The 20,171-nt window shown below is 68.4% G+C and carries 16 protein-coding genes and 1 pseudogene; 10 read left to right on the forward strand and 7 right to left on the reverse strand.

The window, feature by feature from the left end:
• Window positions 1-234: 234 nt before the first annotated feature.
• Entirely contained in the window at window positions 235-702 is a 468-nt protein-coding gene (locus RN02_RS17545) for a YbaK/EbsC family protein (RefSeq protein ID WP_009622248.1), read from the reverse strand.
• A gap of 263 nt (window positions 703-965) precedes the next feature.
• Here RN02_RS17545 and RN02_RS17550 point away from each other — a divergent pair, with 263 nt between their 5' ends.
• From RN02_RS17550 to pcaD, 6 genes are all read left to right on the forward strand, one after another.
• Window positions 966-1,391, forward strand: coding sequence for a YciI family protein (locus tag RN02_RS17550; protein WP_009622245.1), 426 nt, complete (start codon window positions 966-968; stop codon window positions 1,389-1,391).
• Window positions 1,392-1,409: 18 nt separating this feature from the next.
• Window positions 1,410-1,823 (forward strand): VOC family protein, encoded by a 414-nt coding sequence (locus tag RN02_RS17555; RefSeq protein ID WP_043315507.1) that lies wholly within the window; start codon window positions 1,410-1,412, stop codon window positions 1,821-1,823.
• Window positions 1,824-2,184: 361 nt separating this feature from the next.
• Entirely contained in the window at window positions 2,185-3,033 is an 849-nt protein-coding gene (locus RN02_RS17560; protein ID WP_009622241.1) for a CoA transferase subunit A, read from the forward strand.
• On the forward strand, window positions 3,033-3,815 hold the full coding sequence (locus RN02_RS17565; protein WP_043315509.1) for a CoA-transferase subunit beta: 783 nt from the start codon (window positions 3,033-3,035) through the stop codon (window positions 3,813-3,815). The genes RN02_RS17560 and RN02_RS17565 overlap by 1 nt, the downstream gene beginning before the upstream one ends.
• Window positions 3,812-5,017 (forward strand): 3-oxoadipyl-CoA thiolase, encoded by a 1,206-nt coding sequence (gene pcaF, locus RN02_RS17570; protein ID WP_043315511.1) that lies wholly within the window; start codon window positions 3,812-3,814, stop codon window positions 5,015-5,017. Before RN02_RS17565 ends, pcaF begins: the two co-directional genes overlap by 4 nt.
• Window positions 5,018-5,128: 111 nt before the next feature.
• Window positions 5,129-5,917 (forward strand): 3-oxoadipate enol-lactonase, encoded by a 789-nt coding sequence (pcaD, locus tag RN02_RS17575; protein ID WP_043315513.1) that lies wholly within the window; start codon window positions 5,129-5,131, stop codon window positions 5,915-5,917.
• A 285-nt stretch (window positions 5,918-6,202) separates the two neighbouring features.
• Here the strand turns inward: pcaD and RN02_RS17580 are convergent, their stop codons facing one another.
• The 6 genes from RN02_RS17580 to pbpG form a co-directional block, all read right to left on the reverse strand.
• Window positions 6,203-8,155 (reverse strand): acetoacetate--CoA ligase, encoded by a 1,953-nt coding sequence (locus RN02_RS17580; RefSeq protein WP_043272648.1) that lies wholly within the window; start codon window positions 8,153-8,155, stop codon window positions 6,203-6,205.
• A 114-nt stretch (window positions 8,156-8,269) separates the two neighbouring features.
• Window positions 8,270-9,040, reverse strand: coding sequence for a 3-hydroxybutyrate dehydrogenase (locus tag RN02_RS17585; protein ID WP_009622234.1), 771 nt, complete (start codon window positions 9,038-9,040; stop codon window positions 8,270-8,272).
• Window positions 9,041-9,095: 55 nt separating this feature from the next.
• Window positions 9,096-10,487, reverse strand: coding sequence for a GntP family permease (locus RN02_RS17590; protein WP_043315516.1), 1,392 nt, complete (start codon window positions 10,485-10,487; stop codon window positions 9,096-9,098).
• A 73-nt stretch (window positions 10,488-10,560) separates the two neighbouring features.
• Window positions 10,561-11,826 carry an OprD family porin gene (locus RN02_RS17595; RefSeq protein ID WP_043315518.1) on the reverse strand — a complete coding sequence of 422 codons (1,266 nt, stop codon included), beginning with the start codon at window positions 11,824-11,826 and terminating at the stop codon, window positions 10,561-10,563.
• A 297-nt stretch (window positions 11,827-12,123) separates the two neighbouring features.
• Window positions 12,124-13,548, reverse strand: a complete 1,425-nt coding sequence (locus RN02_RS17600; RefSeq protein WP_043315519.1) for a sigma-54 interaction domain-containing protein — start codon at window positions 13,546-13,548, stop codon at window positions 12,124-12,126.
• 483 nt (window positions 13,549-14,031) lie between these two features.
• Window positions 14,032-14,946, reverse strand: a complete 915-nt coding sequence (pbpG, locus tag RN02_RS17605; protein ID WP_052267760.1) for a D-alanyl-D-alanine endopeptidase — start codon at window positions 14,944-14,946, stop codon at window positions 14,032-14,034.
• A 441-nt stretch (window positions 14,947-15,387) separates the two neighbouring features.
• Between pbpG and RN02_RS17610 the strand changes: the two genes are divergently transcribed.
• The 4 genes and pseudogenes from RN02_RS17610 to RN02_RS34735 all read left to right on the forward strand — a co-directional run.
• Complete coding sequence (locus RN02_RS17610; protein WP_009622229.1) at window positions 15,388-17,058, forward strand: AMP-binding protein; 1,671 nt, start codon at window positions 15,388-15,390, stop codon at window positions 17,056-17,058.
• 15 nt (window positions 17,059-17,073) lie between these two features.
• Complete coding sequence (locus tag RN02_RS17615; RefSeq protein ID WP_043272653.1) at window positions 17,074-18,129, forward strand: AraC family transcriptional regulator; 1,056 nt, start codon at window positions 17,074-17,076, stop codon at window positions 18,127-18,129.
• A 206-nt stretch (window positions 18,130-18,335) separates the two neighbouring features.
• Window positions 18,336-19,445 (forward strand): annotated as a pseudogene (locus RN02_RS34730) (PDC sensor domain-containing protein); the annotation flags it as partial.
• Window positions 19,446-19,748: 303 nt separating this feature from the next.
• A partial coding sequence (locus tag RN02_RS34735; RefSeq protein ID WP_442965427.1) for a methyl-accepting chemotaxis protein occupies window positions 19,749-20,171 on the forward strand: 423 nt, incomplete at its 3' end.

Raw genomic sequence — 20,171 nt, forward strand, 5'->3', positions numbered from 1 at the left:
GGTGGACTCCGTACCCTCTCCCCAACCCTCTCCCTGAAGGGAGAGGGGGCTGGTCCGTGCCGAGAGGAGGCCTGGTTTCAGCCGGCAATTACGGTGCCAGCCGGCTGACTCCAGAACATCAGCGTCTGCCCAACGGTCCCCTCTCCCTTCAGGGCGGGGCGCGCAGCCGAGGGCTCGGGAGAGGGCGCTCTTCGTGCTCTTCGAATGCTCCCGCCCCTCAACCCCCACATGAGCTCAGACCGGCTCCTGGCAAACATCCACCCAGTCGGCCTCGACCAGGCTCGCCAGGCGTTCCGGGGCGATGCGCACGGCGCTGTGCAGGGCGCCGGCCGCCGGCAGCACTTCGTCGAAGGCACGCAGCGACACGTCGCAGTACACCGGCAGCGGGCTGGCCAGGCCGAAGGGGCAGACGCCGCCCACCGGGTGGCCGGTGAGTTCCACCACTTCCTCGGCGCCGAGCATCTTCGCCTTGCCGCCCAGGGCTTCCTTGAGCTTGCGGTTGTCCAGGCGGGCGTCGCCGCGGGCGACCACCAGCACGGTGCGCTCGCCCACCCGCAGCGACAGCGTCTTGGCGATGCGCCCCGGCTCCACGCCGTGGGCCTCGGCGGCCAGGGCGACGGTGGCGGTGCTGGTGTCCAGTTCGATGATGGCGATGTCGGGGGCCTTCTCGGCGAAGAAGGCGCGGACCGATTCCAGGCTCATGCTGGGGCTCCTTGCTCGGGGGTTCTCGGGAACCGGCCAATCTAGGGCCTCGGGCGGCGGGCGTCCAGCCTGGCGGGTGCGTTCGTCGCGCCGGCTTGCCCGGTCGCCGGGCCTGTCTATCGTTCTTCCTGTTTGCCGCCATCGCCGCCCGGGCGGTGCCGACGAACGGTCTGCGCTGTTGTCGATCGCGCCCCGCGCGCATCGACTACCAGGCAGAGCGGGGCAGTGGGCCCACTCGACTTCACGAGAAGAGGAGAACCACCATGCGCTTCATGGCGATAGTCAAGGCCACCGCGGATTCGGAGGCCGGCGTCATGCCCTCGGAAGAGCTGCTGACGGCCATGGGCAAGTTCAACGAGGAGCTGGTCGCCGCCGGGGTGATGCTCGCCGGCGAAGGTCTGCAGCCCAGCTCGAAGGGCGCCCGGGTGCGTTTCGACGGCGCCTCGCGCACGGTCGTCGACGGCCCCTTCGCCGAGACCCGCGAGCTGATCGCCGGCTTCTGGCTGCTGCAGTGCGATTCGCTGCAGGAATGCATCGACTGGATCAAGCGCTGCCCCAGCCCCTTCGACGGCCCGTCGGAGATCGAGATCCGCCAGGTCTTCGAGGCCGAGGACTTCGGCGCCGAATTCACCGAGGAACTGCGCGAGCAGGAAGAACGCCTGCGCGCCCGCATCGCCGGCAAGGACTGAGCCGGCAGGAGACTCCAGATGAAAATCCAGGCCTACCTGATCTTCGACGGCAACTGCGAGCAAGCCTTCACCCGCTACGCCGAGGTGCTCGGCGGCAAGCTGCCGATGCTCATGCGCTTCAAGGACGCCCCGGACATGGGGCAGATTCCACCCGACGCCGCCGACCGCGTGATGCACGTGCGCCTGGAGGTGGGCGACCAGGTGCTGATGGGCTCGGACAACTGCCCGCCGATGCCCTACGAGGGCACCAAGGGCGTGTCCGTCTCCCTGCAGGTGGACAGCAAGGCCGAAGCCCGGCGCATCTACGAGGCCCTGAGCGAAGGCGGCCAGGTCACCATGGAACTGCAGCAGACCTTCTGGGCCGCCGCCTTCGCCATGTTCACCGACCGCTTCGGGGTGCCCTGGATGATCAACTGCGAGCAGGACCGCTGATAGGCATATGCCTCCACCGTAGGAGCGCGCCATGCGCGATCGCGGGCATGGCCCGCTAGCGCACGAACGATCATGGCTTTTCGTAGGATGGGTTGAGCTTGCGAAACCCATGCGGTTGCGCTGATGGGTATCGCTTCGCTCAACACCATCCTACGAAGAGCGCCTCGGCGCGGCCTGCAAGACAGTTTCTCCTGCGGGTCCCTGGTCATTTTCGTGGTTTGGGCGGTAGGGGCCTGTAGGTTGGAATTGTTCGATAACCGCACCGATAGTCGATAATCGCATTGTTTGGCCCCCGGCCCCGGCGCTACTGTCTTGCCCATCGGCATCCGCGGATGCCCTGGACCCCAAGACGAGACCGACAATGGCTGAACTCCTGACCCTGCGCGAAGCGGTCGAGCGTTTCGTGAACGACGGCGATACCGTCGCCCTCGAAGGCTTCACCCACCTGATCCCCACCGCCGCTTCCCACGAACTCATCCGCCAGGGCAAGAAAGACCTGCACCTGGTGCGCATGACTCCCGACCTGGTCTACGACCTGCTGATCGGCGCCGGCTGCGCCCGCAAGCTGACCTTCTCCTGGGGCGGCAACCCCGGCGTGGGCTCGCTGCACCGCCTGCGCGACGCGGTGGAGAAGGGCTGGCCGCAGCCGCTGGAAATCGACGAGCACAGCCACGCCGACCTGGCCAACTCCTACGTCGCCGGCGCCTCGGGCCTGCCGTTCGCCGTGCTGCGCGCCTACGCCGGCTCCGACCTGCCGAAGGTCAACCCGAACATCAAGTTCATCAACTGCCCGTTCACCGGCGAGCAGCTGGCCGCCGTGCCCTCGGTGCGCCCGGACGTCACCGTGATCCACGCGCAGAAGGCCGACCGCAAGGGCAACGTGCTGTTGTGGGGCATCCTCGGCGTGCAGAAGGAAGCCGCCCTGGCCGCCAAGCGCTGCATCGTCACCGTGGAAGAGATCGTCGACGACCTCAACGCGCCGATGAACGCCTGCGTGCTGCCGACCTGGGCGCTGTCCGCCGTCTGCCACGTGCCCGGCGGCGCGCACCCGTCCTACGCCCACGGCTACTACGAGCGCGACAACCGCTTCTACCAGGCCTGGGACCCGATCGCCCGCGACCGCGAGACCTTCACCGCCTGGATCGACACCTACATCCGCGGCACCAAGGATTTCGCCGAGTTCCAGAAGAAAATCGCGGAGGGCAAATGATGAGCGCCTACAGCACCAATGAAATGATGACCGTGGCCGCCGCCCGCCGCCTGAAGAACGGCGCGGTCTGCTTCGTCGGCATCGGCCTGCCGTCCAAGGCCGCCAACCTGGCGCGCCTGACCTCCTCGCCGGACGTGGTCCTGATCTACGAATCCGGCCCCATCGGCGCCAAGCCCAGCGTGCTGCCGCTGTCCATCGGCGACGGCGAACTGGCCGAAACCGCCGACACCGTGGTGCCCACCGGCGAAATCTTCCGCTACTGGCTGCAGGGCGGGCGCATCGACGTCGGCTTCCTCGGCGCGGCCCAGGTCGACCGCTTCGGCAACATCAACACCACCGTCATCGGCGACTACAACAAGCCGAAAGTACGCCTGCCCGGCGCCGGCGGCGCCCCGGAGATCGCCGGTTCCGCCAAGGAAGTGCTGATCATCCTCAAGCAGTCGCACCGCACCTTCGTCGACAAGCTGGCCTTCATCACCTCGGTCGGCTTTGGCGAGGGCGGCGACCACCGCCAGCAGCTCGGCCTGCCCGGCAAGGGCCCGGTGGCGATCATCACCGACCTGTGCATCATGGAGCCGGAAGCCGGCAGCAACGAATTCATCGTCACCTCGCTGCACCCGGGCGTGAGCCGCGAGCAGGTGATCGAGAACACCGGCTGGGCCATCCGCTTCGCCGAGCAGGTCGCCGAGACCGTGGCGCCCACCGAGGTCGAGCTGCAAGCCCTGCGCGCCCTGGAAGCCCGCACCGCGGCCGCCCACGGCCAGCAAGGGGGTGAGGAATGAGCCGCGAGGTCTACATCTGCGACGCCGTGCGCACGCCCATCGGCCGCTTCGGCGGCTCGCTCTCGGTGGTGCGCGCCGACGACCTGGCGGCCACCCCGATCAAGGCCCTGGTCGAGCGCAACCCGCAGGTCGACTGGGCGCAGCTGGACGAGGTCTACCTCGGCTGCGCCAACCAGGCCGGCGAGGACAACCGCAACGTCGCGCGCATGGCTCTGCTGCTGGCCGGCCTGCCGGAGAGCATCCCCGGCGTGACCCTGAACCGCCTCTGCGCCTCGGGCATGGACGCGGTGGGCACAGCCTTCCGCGCCATCGCCAGCGGCGAGATCGAGCTGGCCATCGCCGGCGGCGTGGAGTCCATGTCTCGCGCGCCCTACGTGATGGGCAAGGCGGACAGCGCCTTCGGCCGCGGCCAGAAGATCGAGGACACCACCATCGGCTGGCGCTTCATCAACCCGCTGATGAAGGCCCAGTACGGCGTCGATGCGATGCCGCAGACTGCCGACAACGTCGCCGACGACTACAAGGTCAGCCGCGCCGACCAGGACGCCTTCGCCCTGCGCAGCCAGCAACTGGCCGGGCGCGCCCAGGCCGCCGGCTACTTCGCCGAGGAAATCGTCCCGGTGGTGATCAAGGGCCGCAAGGGCGAGACCGTCGTCGACACCGACGAGCACCCGCGCCCGGACACCACTCTCGAAGCCCTGGCCAAGCTCAAGCCGGTCAACGGCCCGGACAAGACCGTCACCGCCGGCAACGCCTCGGGCGTCAATGACGGCTCGGTGGCGCTGATCCTGGCTTCCGCCGAGGCGGTGAAGAAACATGGCCTGAAACCCCGCGCCAAGGTGCTGGGCATGGCCAGCGCCGGCGTCGCCCCGCGGGTGATGGGCATCGGCCCGGTGCCGGCGGTGCGCAAGCTGCTGGAGCGTCTGAACCTGGCGGTGAGCGACTTCGACGTCATCGAACTGAACGAAGCCTTCGCCGCCCAGGGCCTGGCGGTCACCCGCGAGCTAGGCATCGCCGACGACGACGCGCGGGTCAACCCCAACGGCGGCGCCATCGCCCTCGGCCACCCGCTGGGCGCCAGCGGCGCCCGCCTGGTCCTGACCGCCGTGCACCAGTTGGAGAAGAGCGGCGGCAAGCGCGGCCTGTGCACCATGTGCGTGGGCGTGGGGCAGGGCGTTGCGCTGGCTGTCGAGCGCGTCTGAACGGTCGTCACTCCCGGTAGGATGGGTGGAGCGCAGCGATACCCATCTTCCTGGCAAAATCCCCGACGCCCGCCCCGAGCGGGCGTCGTTCCTGATTCAACGGAGTCCCCGATGCCTACCGTCAAGCTCGCCGACGGCGAACTGAACTACCTCCTCGAAGGCCCGGCCGGCGCGCCGGTGCTGGTGCTGTCCAACTCCCTGGGCACCGACCTGCACATGTGGGACGCGCAGATCCCGGCCTTCACCCGGCACTTCCAGGTGCTGCGCTACGACACCCGCGGCCACGGCGCCTCGCTGGTCAGCGAGGGCCCCTACAGCATCGAACAGCTCGGTGGCGACGTGCTGGCCCTGCTGGACGCGCTGAACATCGCCAAGGCCAGCTTCTGCGGCCTGTCCATGGGCGGCCTGATCGGTCAGTGGCTGGCGATCAACGCCCCCGAGCGCATCGAGCGCCTGGTGCTGTGCAACACTGCCGCGAAGATCGGCACCCCGGAAGTCTGGAACCCGCGCATCGACACCGTGCTTTCCGGTGGCGCCCAGGCCATGCGCGACCTGCGCGACGCCTCCATCTCGCGCTGGTTCACCGCCGACTTCGCCGAGGCCCAGCCGGGCAAGGTCGAGCCCATCGTGGCCATGCTGGCGCAGACCTCGCCGGAAGGCTACGCAGCCAACTGCGCCGCGGTGCGCGACGCCGACTTCCGCGAACAGCTGGGCGCCATCCGCGCGCCGACCCTGGTCGTCTGCGGCAGCGGCGATCCGGTGACCACCATCGAGCACGGCCGCTTCATGCAGGAACGCATCCAGGGCGCCGAGCTGGTGGAATTCCACGCCGCGCACCTGTCCAACGTCCAGGCCGGCGAGGCCTTCAGCGACAAGGTGCTGGCCTTCCTTCGCGCTTGATGCGCCTGTCTTGCCGACTGCACCGAGGTGCTTTCGTAGGATGGGTTGAGCTTGCGAAACCCATGCTGCCATGGTGATGGGTATCGCTTCGCTCAACCCATCCTACGGGGTGCCAACCGCGGTGGTTCTATGTAGGAGCGCGCCCTGCGCGCGAATCGCGGGCAGGGCCCGCTCCTACAGGTTCACGCCGAACGGCTCCCTCTCCCTCTGGGAGAGGGCTGGGGTGAGGGAACGGAATCACCCCGAACCCCAGCGGCTACCGGCCAACACCGTCGATTGCCCGCATCAGGACTTCAACTCCTCCAGCTCCCGATACAACTCCAGCGCCTGCGGGTTGGCCAGGGCGTCGGTGTTCTTCACCGGCCTGCCGTGCACCACGTTGCGTACCGCCAGCTCGACTATCTTGCCGCTGAGGGTGCGGGGGATGTCGGCCACCGCGATGATCTTCGCCGGCACGTGGCGCGGGGTGGTGTTGGCGCGGATGGTCTGGCGGATTTTCTCCTCTAGCGACTCGTCCAGCTGCACGCCTTCGCGCAGGCGCACGAACAGCACCACGCGCACGTCGCCTTGCCAGTCCTGGCCGATGGCGATGGATTCCAGCACCTCGTCGACCTTTTCCACCTGGCGGTAGATTTCCGCCGTGCCGATGCGCACGCCGCCGGGGTTGAGCACGGCGTCGGAGCGGCCGTGGATCACCAGGCCGCCGTGGGCGGTTTCCTCGGCGTAGTCGCCGTGGGCCCAGATGCCGGGGAAGGTGGCGAAGTAGGCGTCGTGGAATTTCTCGCCCTGCGGATCGTTCCAGAAACCCACCGGGATCGACGGGAAATGCCGGGTGCAGACCAGCTCGCCCTTGCCGCTGCGCAGGCGCCTGCCGTCGTCGTCCCAGACTTCCACCGCCATGCCCAGGCCCTTGCATTGCAGCTCGCCGCGCCACACCGGCGCCGTGGGGTTGCCCAGGGCGAAGCAGGAGACGATGTCGGTGCCGCCGGAGATGGACGACAGGCACAGGTCGGCCTTGATGTCGCGGTAGACGTAGTCGAAGCTCTCGTGGGCCAGCGGCGAGCCGGTGGAGAGCAGCGTCTGCAGGCTGTCCAGGCTATGCGTCTGCGCCGGGCGCACGCCGGCCTTCTCCAGCGCGGCGATGTACTTGGCGCTGGTGCCGAAGACCTTGATGGCCTCGGCGTCGACCAGGTCCATCAGCCGTTCCGGGCCGGGGTGGAAGGGCGAGCCGTCGTAGAGCACCAGGCTGGCGCCCACCGCCAGGCCCGAGACCAGCCAGTTCCACATCATCCAGCCGCAGGTGGTGTAGTAGAACAGCACGTCGCCGGAGTGCAGGTCGGTGTGCAGCGCGTGCTCCTTGAGGTGCTGCAGCAGCACGCCGCCGGTGGAGTGGACGATGCACTTGGGCACGCCGGTGGTGCCGCTGGAATAGAGGATGTACAGCGGATGGGCGAAGGGCACCGGGGTGAATTCGGGTTCGCCGCCGCTCTGGTAGAAGTCGTTCCACAGGGTAGTTAGAGCAACTGACTTGTAATCAGTTGGGCGAGCCTCTGGCCGCGCGTAGGGCACCACCACCAGTTGCTGCAGCGATGGCAGCTTTTCCAGTATCTCGTTGAGCTTGCCGGTCAGGTCCAGCACCTTGCCGGCGTAGCGGTAGCCGGCGCAGGCGATCAGCACCTTGGGCTCGATCTGGCCGAAGCGGTCGATCACCCCCTGGGTGCCGAAGTCCGGCGAGCAGCTCGACCAGGTGGCGCCCAGGCTGGTGGCGGCGAGCATGCCCACCAGGGTCTGCCAGGTATTGGGCATGAAGGCCGCCACGCGGTCGCCCACGCCCACCCCGGCAGCGCGCAGGCTGCGTTGCAGGCCGGCGACCTGGGCGGCCAGCTCGGCATGGCTGAGGCTTTCGCGGCTGCCGTCTTCGCCTATGGCCACCACTGCCGTGGCCTCGTCGCGGCGGCGCAGCAGGTGTTCGGCGAAGTTCAGGGTGGCGCCGGGGAACCAGCGCGCGTCGGGCATCCGCGGGCCTTCCTCCAGCACCGTGCGCGGCGGGTTGTGGAAGCGTACGTCGAAGCTGTCGACGATGGCCTGCCAGAAGGCCTCGCGGTGCTCGATGCTCCAGGCGTGCAGGGCGGGGTAGTCGGCTAGCGCCAGGCCATGGCGCTGGTTGACCTGCCGGCGAAAGGCGTCCATCCGGCTGGCGGCGATGCGTTCGGCGGAAGGGGTCCACAAGGGCTTCATAGGGGCGTCCGTCCATCCACTGCTTGTCCTGTCAGTGTGGCACGGGATTGCGACGTCTTCCGCCCAGCGACGATCCGGCGCTGGCCCCCGCCGGCTGGCGGCGGGGGCGGACGCTCACTGGGCGACCCAGCCGCCGTCCATGTTCCAGGCGGCGCCGCGCACCTGGGCGGCGGCCTCGCTGCAGAGGAACAGCGCCAGCTCGCCCAGTTGTTCGGGGGTGACGAACTCCAGGGACGGCTGCTTTTCCGCCAGCAGGTCGTGGCGCGCCTGCTCGGGGCTGGCGCCCTCGGCTATGCGCGCGTCTATCTGCTTCTGCACCAGCGGCGTCAGCACCCAGCCGGGGCAGATGGCGTTGCAGGTGATGGGCGTGGTGGCGGTTTCCAGGGCGACACTCTTGGTCAGGCCGATCACCCCGTGCTTGGCGGCGACGTAGGCGCTCTTGCCGGCGGAGGCCACCAGGCCGTGGGTGGAGGCGACGTTGACGATGCGCCCCCAGTTGCGCCGGCGCATGCCCGGCAGCGCCAGGCGCGTGCTGTGGAACACCGCGGAGAGGTTGATGGCGATGATCGCGTTCCAGCGCTCCACCGGGAAGTCTTCCACGGCGTCCACGTGCTGGATGCCGGCGTTGTTGACCAGGATGTCCAGCGCGCCGAACTCGCGCTCGACGTAGGCGATCATCTCGGCGATCTGCGCCGGCTCGGCCATGTCCGCCGGGTGGTGGCCGATCCGCGTGCCGTGGCGGCCCAACTCGGTCAGGGCGCCCTCGACATCGCCGAAGCCGTTGATCACCACCTGGGCGCCGGCCGCGGCCAGGCTGTGGGCGATGCCCAGGCCGATGCCGCTGGTGGCGCCGGTGACCAGCGCGATCTTGCCTTTGAGGTTCATGGTCGTTTCTCCTGCCTGTGGCGGCCCTCAGCGGGCCGCCGGGTGGTACTCGGCATCAAACGATGCCGGTTGCGTAGAAGGTAGCGATCACCACGAAGACCGCCAGGGTCTTGATCAGGGTGATGGCGAAGATGTCCTTGTAGGCCTCGCGGTGGGTCAGGCCGGTGACCGCCAGCAGGGTGATCACCGCGCCGTTGTGCGGCAGCGTGTCCATTCCGCCGCTGGCCATGGCGGCGACGCGGTGCAGCACCTCCAGGGGAATGTTGGCGGCGTGGGCGGCGGCGATGAACTGCTCGGACATGGCCGCCAGGGCGATGCTCATGCCGCCGGAGGCCGAGCCGGTGATGCCGGCCAGGGTGGTGACGGTGATGGCCTCGTTGACCAGCGGGTTGGGGATGCTCTTGAGCGCATCGGCCAGCACCAGGAAGCCCGGCAGCGAGGCGATGACCGCGCCGAAACCGTATTCCGAGGCGGTGTTCATGGCCGCCAGCAGGGCGCCGGACACCGCGGTCTTGCTGCCCTCGGCGAGGCGGCTGCGGATCGCCCGGTAGCTGCTGGCCAGCACCAGCAGGATGCCCAGCAGCAGCGCCGCCTGCACTGCCCAGATGCCAGTGAGCTTGCTCACGTCGCTGGCCACCGGCGCGGCCATGCCGGCCAGCTGCAGGCTGTGGGTCTTGCCGTAGAGCTGCGGGATCCAGTGGGTGAACAGCAGGTTGGCCACGCCCACCAGCACCAGCGGCGACAGCGCCAGCAGTGGGTGGGGCAGGGCGATGTCGCTGGCGGTTTCCGGCTCGTTGCGCAGCTCGTGGCCATAGCCTTCGCCGGCGGCGTGGGCACGTTTGGCCTGGCGGCGCAGGAACAGCATGCCGACGAAGAATACGAACAGGCTGCCGATCAGCCCCAGCCAGGGCGCGGCCCAGCCGTTGGTGCCGAAGAAGGCGGTGGGGATGATGTTCTGGATCTGCGGGGTGCCGGGCAGGGCGTCCATGGTGAAGCTGAAGGCGCCCAGGGCGATGGTCGCCGGGATCAGCCGCTTGGGGATGTCGCTCTGGCGGAACATCTCGGCGGCGAAGGGGTACACCGCGAACACCACCACGAACAGCGACACGCCGCCGTAGGTGAGCAGGGCGCACACCAGCACTATCACCAGCATGGCCTGGCGGGTGCCGAGCAGGCGGATGGCCGCCGCGACTATTGAGCGCGAGAAGCCCGACAGCTCGATGAGCTTGCCGAACACGGCGCCGAGCAGGAACACCGGGAAGTACAGTTTGACGAAGCCGACCATCTTCTCCATGAACACGCCGGTGAAGGCCGGCGCCACCGCCGACGGGTCGGTGAGGAGCACGGCGAGCAGCGCCGCGATGGGGGCGAAGAGGATGACGCTGTAGCCGCGGTAGGCGGCCAGCATCAGCAGGACGAGGGCGGCGAGGGCGATGACCACGCTCATGGGCAGTTCTCCTGGAGCCGCGCGGCGCCGTGGCCGCGCATGATTATTGTGATGGTGGCGCGAATGCCGGCGATTACCAGAGCGGCAGCACGTAGCTGAGGATCAGCCGGTTCTCGTCCAGGTCGTTGCCGAAGTGGCTGGAGCGCACGCTAGCGTTGCGCCATTTGACGCCGAAGTTCTTCAGCGGGCCGCTCTGCACCACGTAGCCGATGTCCGTGTTGCGCTCCCACTCCTTGCCCTCCGGCTTGCCGGCGCCCAGCTCGATGTCGTCGCCGGACAGGTAGCGCGTCATGAAGGTCAGGCCGGGCACGCCCAGAGCGGCGAAGTCGTAGTCGTAGCGTAGCTGCCAGGACTTCTCGTCGCGGTTGGCGAAGTCGCCGATCTGCACGAAGTTGACCAGGAAGGCGTCGGTGCCGCCGATGTAGGCGAAGCCGGTGTCGCCGTTCATGACCTGGTAGCCGGCGCCGAAGGCATGGCCGCCGAGGCTGTAGGTGAGCATGGCGCCGAAGGCGCGGTTGTCGACGTTGCTGTGGCCGTCGTCCTTGGAGCGGGCGAAGCGCAGGTCGGTCTTCAGCGATTGGCCTTCGGCGATGGGCAGCACGTGCAGCAGGTTGACGATGTGCTGGTCGTACAGGCCGTCGAGCCTGGCGTAGTTGTAGCCGGTGGTCAGCTGCGGCGTCCATTTGTAGCTCAGGCCGGCGAAGTCGAAGCGGTCGCTGTCGGCGCTGGCGACGATGCCGCGGGCGTTGCCGGTGGTGAGCGTCATGTCCTCGCTGTCGGAGGAATCGCGCTGGCTGACCTGGCGCAGGCGGCCGGCGTCGAAGGTCAGGCCGGCGAATTCGGCGGAATTCAGGTGCGCGCCCTGGAAGGTCTGCGGCAGCAGGCGCGAGTCGTTGGCCAGCACGCTGGGCAGCTTGGGCAGCAGGGTGCCGACCTTGAGCACGCTGTGGGAGGCGCGCAGCTTGGCGGTCAGGCCCAGCTCGCTGTAGTCGTCCTGGGCGCCGTGGACCTTCTCGCGATCGCGCGGCAGCAGGCCGGAGCCGGCGCGGTCGGGGCTGGAGTCGAGCTTCACGCCCAGCAGGCCGATGGCGTCGACGCCCACGCCTATGGTCCCCTCGGTGAAGCCGGATTCGTAGCGCAGCAGGAAGCCCTGCGCCCATTCCTCCTGTTTCGACTGGGGCGCGGCGTCCTGGCGGAAATCACGGTTGAAGTAGAAGTTGCGCAGTTCGAGGCTGGCCTTGCTGTCGGCGAGGAAATCGGCCTGGACGGGGAGCGCGATGCCGAGGGTGGAGCCCAGGGTGGCGAGGGCGACGGCATGGTTGAGCGGGGTTCTGCTCATGTTTGCTAGTACTCCTGGCGCGGCGCGGCGGCGAACCGGGGCGGGCCGTGGGCCCCGTGGGTAACGTTCGTGCGCGGACGGCGTTGGTTGTTGTTATGTCGGCGTGCGGCGGATGGCCGCTCGGGCCGGATAGCGAGAACCGTGCCAGATGTTTAACTAGTTGATTTTAAAGGGATTTATTTTGGTTTACGGAAAGCGTGCGCCGGGCTTTGTCTCCATTCGTGGACAAAGACGGTTGCCATGTACCTGAAGGCGCGTGGAATCCGGGTTGTCTCTGAATATAGAAAAGTCTCTGTTTCAGGACGAAAGGCCCAGGGCGGCCATCTTCTTGTACAGCGTCGAGCGGCCCAGCCCCAGGCGCCGCGCGGCCGCCTCGACGTTGCCGGCCTGTTCGGCCAGCACGTTGCCGATCAGCTCGCGTTCGAAGGCCTCGCGCGCGGCGTAGAAGTCCTGCCCCTCGGCCAGGCTGGCGCGGTTGCCGTCCGCCTGCGCCGGCGGCGCCTGCAGCGGGCCGAGGGCGGCGCGCAGGGCCTGGGCGTCCAGTTGCGCCCGGTCGTTGAGCAGCACGGTGCGCTCCAGCAGGTTGCGCAGTTCGCGCACGTTGCCCGGCCAGGCGTGGCGGCGCAGCAGGGCGAGGGCGTCGGCGTCCAGCTCGTAGAGGGCGTGGTTGTCCTCGCGCAGGTCGTCGAGGATGGCCTCGCACAGCGCCGGCAGGTCCTCCAGGCGCTCGCGCAGCGGCGGTATCCCGATGGGCACCACGTTGATGCGGTAGTACAGGTCGGCGCGGAAGCGGCCCTCGCGCACGGCCTTGTCCAGGTCGATGGAGGTGGCCGCGATCAGCCGCACGTCGCTGCGCAGCACTTCGTTGGAGCCTACCGGCTCGAATTCCTTCTCCTGCAGCACGCGCAGCAGCTTGCTCTGCAGCGGCAGGGGCATGTCGCCGATCTCGTCGAGGAACAGGGTGCCGCCCTGGGCGATCTGCAGCTTGCCCGGGCGGCCCTTGCGGTCGGCGCCGGTGAAGGCGCCCGGCGCGGTGCCGAAGAATTCCGCCTCCAGCAGGGTTTCCGGAATGGCCGCGGCGTTGATGCTGACGAAGGCCTTGCCGGCCCGCGCCGAGGCGCTGTGGATGGCGTGGGCGAGCAACTCCTTGCCGGTGCCGGTCTCGCCCAGCAGCAGCACCGGCGCCTCGCTGGTGGCGGCGCGGCGGGCGCGGCGCTTGACCTCCAGGCTGGCGCCGCCGTTGCCGATGAAGTGCGCCAGGCTGTATTTGGCCTGGCGCGCCTGCAGCAGCGAGCGGGTGGAGGCCAGCTCCTGGCGCATGCGCTGGTAGCGGCTGAGCAGCGGCGACAGCGAGCGCAGCTCGTCGAACAGGGCAAAGCCGATGGCGCCGATGACCTGCCCGGCGTCGTCGCGGATCGGCATGCGCATCACCACCAGCGGGTCGCGCGGCATGTCGAGGATGTCCAGCAGCATCGGCCGGCCGCTGCGCACCACTTCGCGCATCAGGCTACCGGGTATCACGCTCTCCACCGGCCGGCCGACGGCCTGCTCGGCCTCGTCCAGGCCGAAGCGCTGGGCGTAGCGCTGGTTGATCCAGACGATGTTGGCGTCGCGGTCGACGATCACGGTGCCCTCGCTGAACTGCTCGAAGATCTCGAACAGCGAGCGGATCGCCAACTGGCGGACGCTCTGGTAGTCCGTGAGGGGGGAGTTGTCGTGCATGGGCGGCCTGGTGCTTGGGGGGCTTTGAGCGGGCACTGTACCGGGATGTGGGAGGTGGGTCAGTAGGGAAGGGCGGAGTATGGGTTGGGCTCTGGTGTGGCGAGGGAGCCCGTAACCCTCTCCCCAGCCCTCTCCCTGAAGGGAGAGGGGGCTAGTCCGTACCGAGAGAAGGAATGGTTTCAGCCAGAAACCTCCGGCGTTGCCGGCGAACTCCGAAATACCCGAGCACACCGAACGGTCCCCTCTCCCTTCAGGGAGAGGGTTAGGGAGAGGGCGCTCTCAGTCTTGACACCGAAGTGCCGGGAAACCCCGTTCGCGAGCAAGCTCGCTCCTACGCCAAGCCAGTCCGTGCCTGCACTCTTCAGTGATTGCCGACTGACTCATGAGCATCCAAGCACACCGAACGGTCCCCTCTCCCTTCAGGGAGAGGGTTAGGGAGAGGGCGCTCTCAACCCCGAACACCCAAGCCCCCGGTAAACACCATCACTCCGCCGCCTGCATCCCCTGCGTCTGCTTCGCCTGCTTGTAACGCAGCGCCACCGCCGGCACCGGCGAGGCCTTGCCGGTTTCCACCCAGCGGCGGATGCGCGCGGCGTCGGCCACGTGGGTGCGCTTGCCGAAGGCGTCGAGCAGGGCCAGGGCCACCGGGCGGCCGTTCATCACCGTGACCATCACCAGGCAATGCCCGGCCTGGTTGGTGAAGCCGGTCTTGGTCAGGCGGATGTCCCACTTGCCGGCACGCACCAGCGGGTTGGTGTTGAAGAAGCTCAGCGCGTAGCTGGGGTGGCTGAAGCGCGCATCCTTGGTCGCGGTGGTGCTCAGTTCGCGGATCAGCGGGTACTGGTAGGCGGCCTTGACCAGGCGGATCAGGTCATGGGCGGTGGAAGTGTTGTCGATCGACAGGCCGGTGGGCTCCACGTAGTGGGTGTGCAGCATGCCCAGGGATTTCGCCTTGGCGTTCATCGCCTTGACGAAGGCCACGCTGCCGCCCGGGTAGTGGTGGGCCAGGCTGGCGGCGGCGCGGTTTTCCGAGGACATCAGCGCCAGCAGCAGCATCTGCCGGCGGTCGATGCGGCTGCCCAGGTGCACGCGGGAGAACACGCCCTTCATCTCGGCGGTCTCGGAGATGTCCACGTCGATCTGCTCGTCCAGCGGCAGCTTGGCGTCGAGCACCACCATGGCGGTCATCAGCTTGGTCACCGAGGCGATCGGGCGGACCACGTCGGGGTTGCTGGAATACACGACCTTGTCGGAGTTCAGGTCCACCACCAGGGCGCTGCCGGAGGCCAGGACCAGCTGGCTGGGAGTGACTTCCGCCTTGCTGGCGGCGAGGGAGGGCAGGGCGAGGGCAAAGGTACAGGTGAAGAAAAGGCCCAGGATCGAACGACGAGTGTTCATGGATGTGATTCGCACAAGTGGGAGGGGCTACATCCATGTAGGCAATTTCCCAGAATTCTAATCCATGACCGGTGAGCGTGCATCAGCCTGGCAGCGGGCCAGGGGAAAGAATTTCAAAGGCTTGCAGGCACAAGTGCGTGTATCACTTTGAAAGCGCAGCGGCGGGAATGAGAAAGTGTCTCGCCAAGTGTTGCGAAATGCGAATCCCGCGCCCGGGTGTCGGCTGTCGGATTATTCCAAGTGTCTGATTCTCAAGGTGTTGTACTTCTGTGGCATGAAGCTTGACTGGCTAAGCTGTAGAGAACGAAGCGGATCGCGGGCTTGCGTTTACCTTTACGTTAACGTAAAGATGCTCCGCGAGCCGCCGACCGGCCGGTCATGCCCATGCCTGTGGGCCCGGTCGTGAGCCCAGTCCCAGAACAAGCACAACAAGGGAACGCCATGAACCACCCGAGCTATACCCGTGGCCGCCAGGACAAGCCGCTGCTGGCCATGACCATAGGCGCTGCCTTCGACGACACCGCCAGCCGCTTCGCCGACCGCGAGGCGCTGGTGGTGCGGCATCAGAACCTGCGCTACACCTGGGCCCAGCTGGCCGAGGCGGTGAACGCCACGGCCCGCGCCTTCCTCGCCCTGGGCCTGCGCCAGGGCGACCGCCTGGGCATCTGGGCGCCGAACTGCGCGCAGTGGTGCATCACCCAGTTCGCCAGCGCCAAGATCGGCGCCGTGCTGGTCAACATCAACCCGGCCTACCGCGCCAACGAGCTGGAGTACGCGCTGAAGCAGTCCGGCTGCCGCTGGCTGGTGTGCGCCGACGCCTTCAAGACCTCCGACTACCACGGCATGCTCGCCGAACTGCTGCCGGAGCTGCGCGACTGCCGCCCGGGCGAGCTGAACAGCGCGCGCCTGCCGGAGCTGAGCGGGGTGGTCAGCCTGGCCGCCCAGGCCCCGGCCGGGTTCCTCCGCTGGGACCAGCTGGAAGGCATAGGCGCCTCGGTATCCGCCGAGGAGCTGGCGCAGCGCCAGGCGCTGCTGCAGTTCGACGAGCCGATCAACATCCAGTACACCTCCGGCACCACCGGCTTCCCCAAGGGCGCCACCCTCAGCCACTACAACATCCTCAACAACGGCTACATGGTCGGAGAGAGCATCGGCCTCACCGAGCACGACCGCCTGGTGATCCCGGTGCCGCTGTACCACTGCTTCGGCATGGTGATGGGCAACCTCGGCTGCATGACCCACGGCGCCACCATGATCTACCCGGCGCCCAGCTTCGAGCCGGAAGCGACCCTCGCTGCCGTGGCCGAGGAACGCGCCACCGCGCTGTACGGCGTGCCCACCATGTTCATCGCCGAGCTGGACCACCCGCGCCGCGCCGAATTCGACCTGTCCAGCCTGCGCACCGGGATCATGGCCGGCGCCACCTGCCCGATCGAGGTGATGCGCCGGGTCATCAATGAAATGCACATGGCCGAGGTGCAGATCGCCTACGGCATGACCGAGACCAGCCCGGTGTCGCTGCAGACCGGCCCGGACGACGAGCTGGAAATCCGCGTGACCACCGTTGGCCGCACCCAGCCGCAGCTGGAGAGCAAGATCATCGACGGCGACGGCCGCATCGTCCCGCGCGGCACCATCGGCGAGCTGTGCACCCGCGGCTACAGCGTGATGCTCGGCTACTGGAACAACCCCCAGGCCACGGCCGAGGCCATCAGCCCGGCGCGCTGGATGCTCACCGGCGACCTGGCGGTGATGGACGAGGCGGGCAACGTGCGCATCGTCGGGCGCAGCAAGGACATGATCATCCGCGGCGGCGAGAACATCTACCCGCGCGAGATCGAGGAATTCCTCTACACCCACCACGCCGTGGCCGACGCCCAGGTGATCGGCATCCCCGACGACAAGTACGGCGAGGAGCTGGTGGCCTGGGTCAAGTTCCACCCCGGCCACGGCGTCGACGAGGAGGAACTGCGGGCCTTCTGCAAGGCGCGCATCGCCCACTTCAAGGTGCCGCGCTACTTCCGCTTCTGCGACGAGTTCCCGATGACGGTGACCGGCAAGATCCAGAAGTTCCGCATGCGCGAGATCAGCATCGAGGAACTGCGTGGCTGACGGACGCGAGGCGCCATGCCGGTAGAGAAGGGCACCATCTCCATCCGCCTGGTCAACGAGGCCCTGGCCGAACCCGTTCGCCAGGGCCTCGACGCGTCCGCGCTGCTGGCCGCGGCGGGCATCGCCGGCGAACTCGTCGGCAAGCCCTACGCGCGGGTGCCGATCCAGGCCTATTCGCGGCTCTGGCTGCGCCTGGCGAAGGCGCTGGACGACGAATTCTTCGCCATGAACCCGCGGCGGATGAAGTCCGGCAGCTTCAACTTCATGGCCCGCACGGCGATCCACGAAGCGACCCTGGAGGCTGCGCTGGAGCGTGCCCTGGCCTTCCTAGGCCTGGTCTTCGACGGCCTGCAGCCACGCCTGGTGAGCCAGGACGGGGTGGCCGCCATCCAGCTCGACGAGGGCGCGGCGCCGCCGCAGCGGGCCTTCTGCTACTTCACCCTGTACCTGATGGTCCACGGCCTGGCCTGCTGGCTGGTGGGCCGGCGCATCCCCATCCTCGCCATCGACCTGCGCAGCCCGCAACCGGACTACATCGAGGACTACCGGGTGATGTTCAGCGACAACCTGCGCTTCGCCCGCCGGCAGACGCGCCTGCTGTTCAACGCCGAGGCCCTGGCCCTGCCGGTGCGCCGCGACGAACGCGAGCTGCGGCGCTTCCTGGTCGGCGCCCCGGCCAACATCCTGGTGCGCTACCGCGACCCGCAGAGCCTGGCGGCGCGCATCAAGGCCTACCTGCGCAGCCAGCGCTGCGAGCGCTGGCCGGACCTGGAGGCGCTGGGCAGCCACTTCTACATGGCGTCCTCGACGCTGCGCCGCAAGCTCGCCGCCGAAGGCCAGTCGTACCAGGCGCTGAAGGACCAGCTGCGCCGCGACCTGGCCATCGCCCGCCTGGACGCCGGCGAAGGCAACTTCGCCGAACTGGCCGAGGAACTCGGCTTCGCCGACACCAGCGCCTTCTACAAGGCCTTCCGCAAGTGGACCGGCTCCACCCCCGGCCAGTACCGCGCGCTGATGCAGCAGGAAAACGACTGGCCCGACGCCTCCAGAAATCCCCCGCCAGGCCGATAGCCTGGGGCACTCCCACGTTCCTAGGACCTCCGCCCATGTTCCTGACGCGCCTTTCGATCCAGTGGAAGATCACCCTGCTGGCCGGCCTCTGCCTGTTGTGCACCGTGGCCTTGCTGGTGGGCAGCTCGCTGCTGCGCATGAACCACAACCTGCAACTGGTGAAGACGGCCAATGCACAGATGCTCGAGGATGCGGCCCAGGCGCGCATGCAGGCGCGGGCCGAGCAGCAGGCGGAGACCATCCAGCGCTTCTTCACCGACGTCTACCACTTCGGCGACCAGTTCAGCCGCCAGGTCGCCCAGTTGCGCGCCCAGAGCGCGCGGCACGGCGTCGATGCGCAGGTGCTGCGCGAAGACCTGGTGAAGCTGGTGCACGACGGCCTGAAGTCCAACCCGACGCTGCTCAGCCTGTACGTGGTGTTCGAGCCCGAGGCCCTCGACGGCCAGGACGCCCGCTTCGCCGGCCAGGAAGCCCTGGGCAGCAACGAGAAGGGCCGCTTCGGCGCCTACTGGGCGCAGAAGGCCAGTGGCGACAGCAGCCTGGCGGTGACCGAGGCGATGATCGCCGACACCACCGCGATGCTCGACGGCACCCCGTTCAACACCTGGTACCAGTGCCCGAAGCAGAACCTGCGGCCCTGCGTGCTCAACCCGTACTTCGACGACGCTTCCGGCCAGCGCGTGCTGATGACCACCGTGGTGTTCCCGCTGATGGAGAACGGCAAGCTGCTGGCCGTGGTCGGCGCCGACATCAGCCTGAGCCGCCTGCAGCAACTGGCCCTGGACGGCGACCGCGCGCTCTACGACGGCCAGGGCGCTATCCGCATCCTCAGCCCGGCCGGGTTGCTGGCCGGCGACAGCCAGGACGCCAACCAGCTCGGCCAGCCGCTGGGCAAGTCGGTGGCCAACGCCGCCGAACTGCTCGCCGTGCAGGCCGCCGGCACGCCCAGGGCGCTGATGGGCGAGGACAAGCTGCAGGTGGTCGAGCCGCTGCAGGCCATCCCCGATTCGAAGAACTGGGGCGTGCTGCTGGAAGTGCCGCGCGCGGTGCTGCTGGAGCCGTCGCTGAAGCTGCAGGGCGAGCTGGATGCGCGCAACCTCGGCGGCGCGCTCTGGGAAACCGCCTTCGGCGTCGGCCTGGCGCTGGTGGTGCTGGTCCTGCTGTGGCTGACCGCTCGCGGCGTGACGCGCCCGATCCTCGGCGTGGCCGGCATGCTGCGCGACATCGCCAGCGGCGAGGGCGACCTGACCCAGCGCCTGAAATACCAGGGCCAGGACGAACTGGGCGAACTGGCCGGCTGGTTCAACCGCTTCCTCGACAAACTGCAGCCGATCATCCGCGACGTGAAGGCCTCGGTGCAGGACGCCCGCGCCACCGCCGACCAGTCCGCCGCGCTGTCGACCCAGACCAGCGCCGGCATGCAGCAGCAGTTCCGCGAGATCGAGCAGGTGGCCACCGCCTCCCAGGAAATGAGCGCCACCGCCCACGACGTGGCCAACAGCGCAGCCCAAGCCGCCGACGCCGCCCGCGGGGCCGACGGCGCCACCCGCGACGGCCTGGCGGTGATCGACCAGACCACCCGCGCCATCGACGAACTGGCCCGCGACATGAGCCAGGCCATGACCCAGGTCGAGGGCCTGGCCGCCAGCAGCGAGCAGATCGGCTCGGTGCTGGAGGTGATCCGCGCCATCGCCGAACAGACCAACCTGCTGGCCCTCAACGCCGCCATCGAAGCGGCCCGCGCCGGCGAGGCTGGCCGTGGCTTCGCGGTGGTGGCCGACGAAGTGCGCAACCTGGCCAAGCGCACCCAGGACTCGGTGGAGGAAATCCGCCAGGTGATCGAAGGCCTGCAGAACGGCACCCGCGAAGTGGTCACCGCCATGCACAGCAGCCACCAGCAGGCCCAGGGCAGCGTCAGCCAGGTCGAGCAGGCGGTAGCGGCGTTGCAGCGCATCGGCGAGGCGGTGGGGGTGATCAACGACATGAACCTGCAGATCGCCAGCGCCGCCGAGGAACAGAGCGCGGTGGCCGAGGAGATCAAC

The organism is Pseudomonas sp. PI1 (assembly GCF_000812405.1).
Lineage (GTDB): Bacteria > Pseudomonadota > Gammaproteobacteria > Pseudomonadales > Pseudomonadaceae > Pseudomonas > Pseudomonas citronellolis.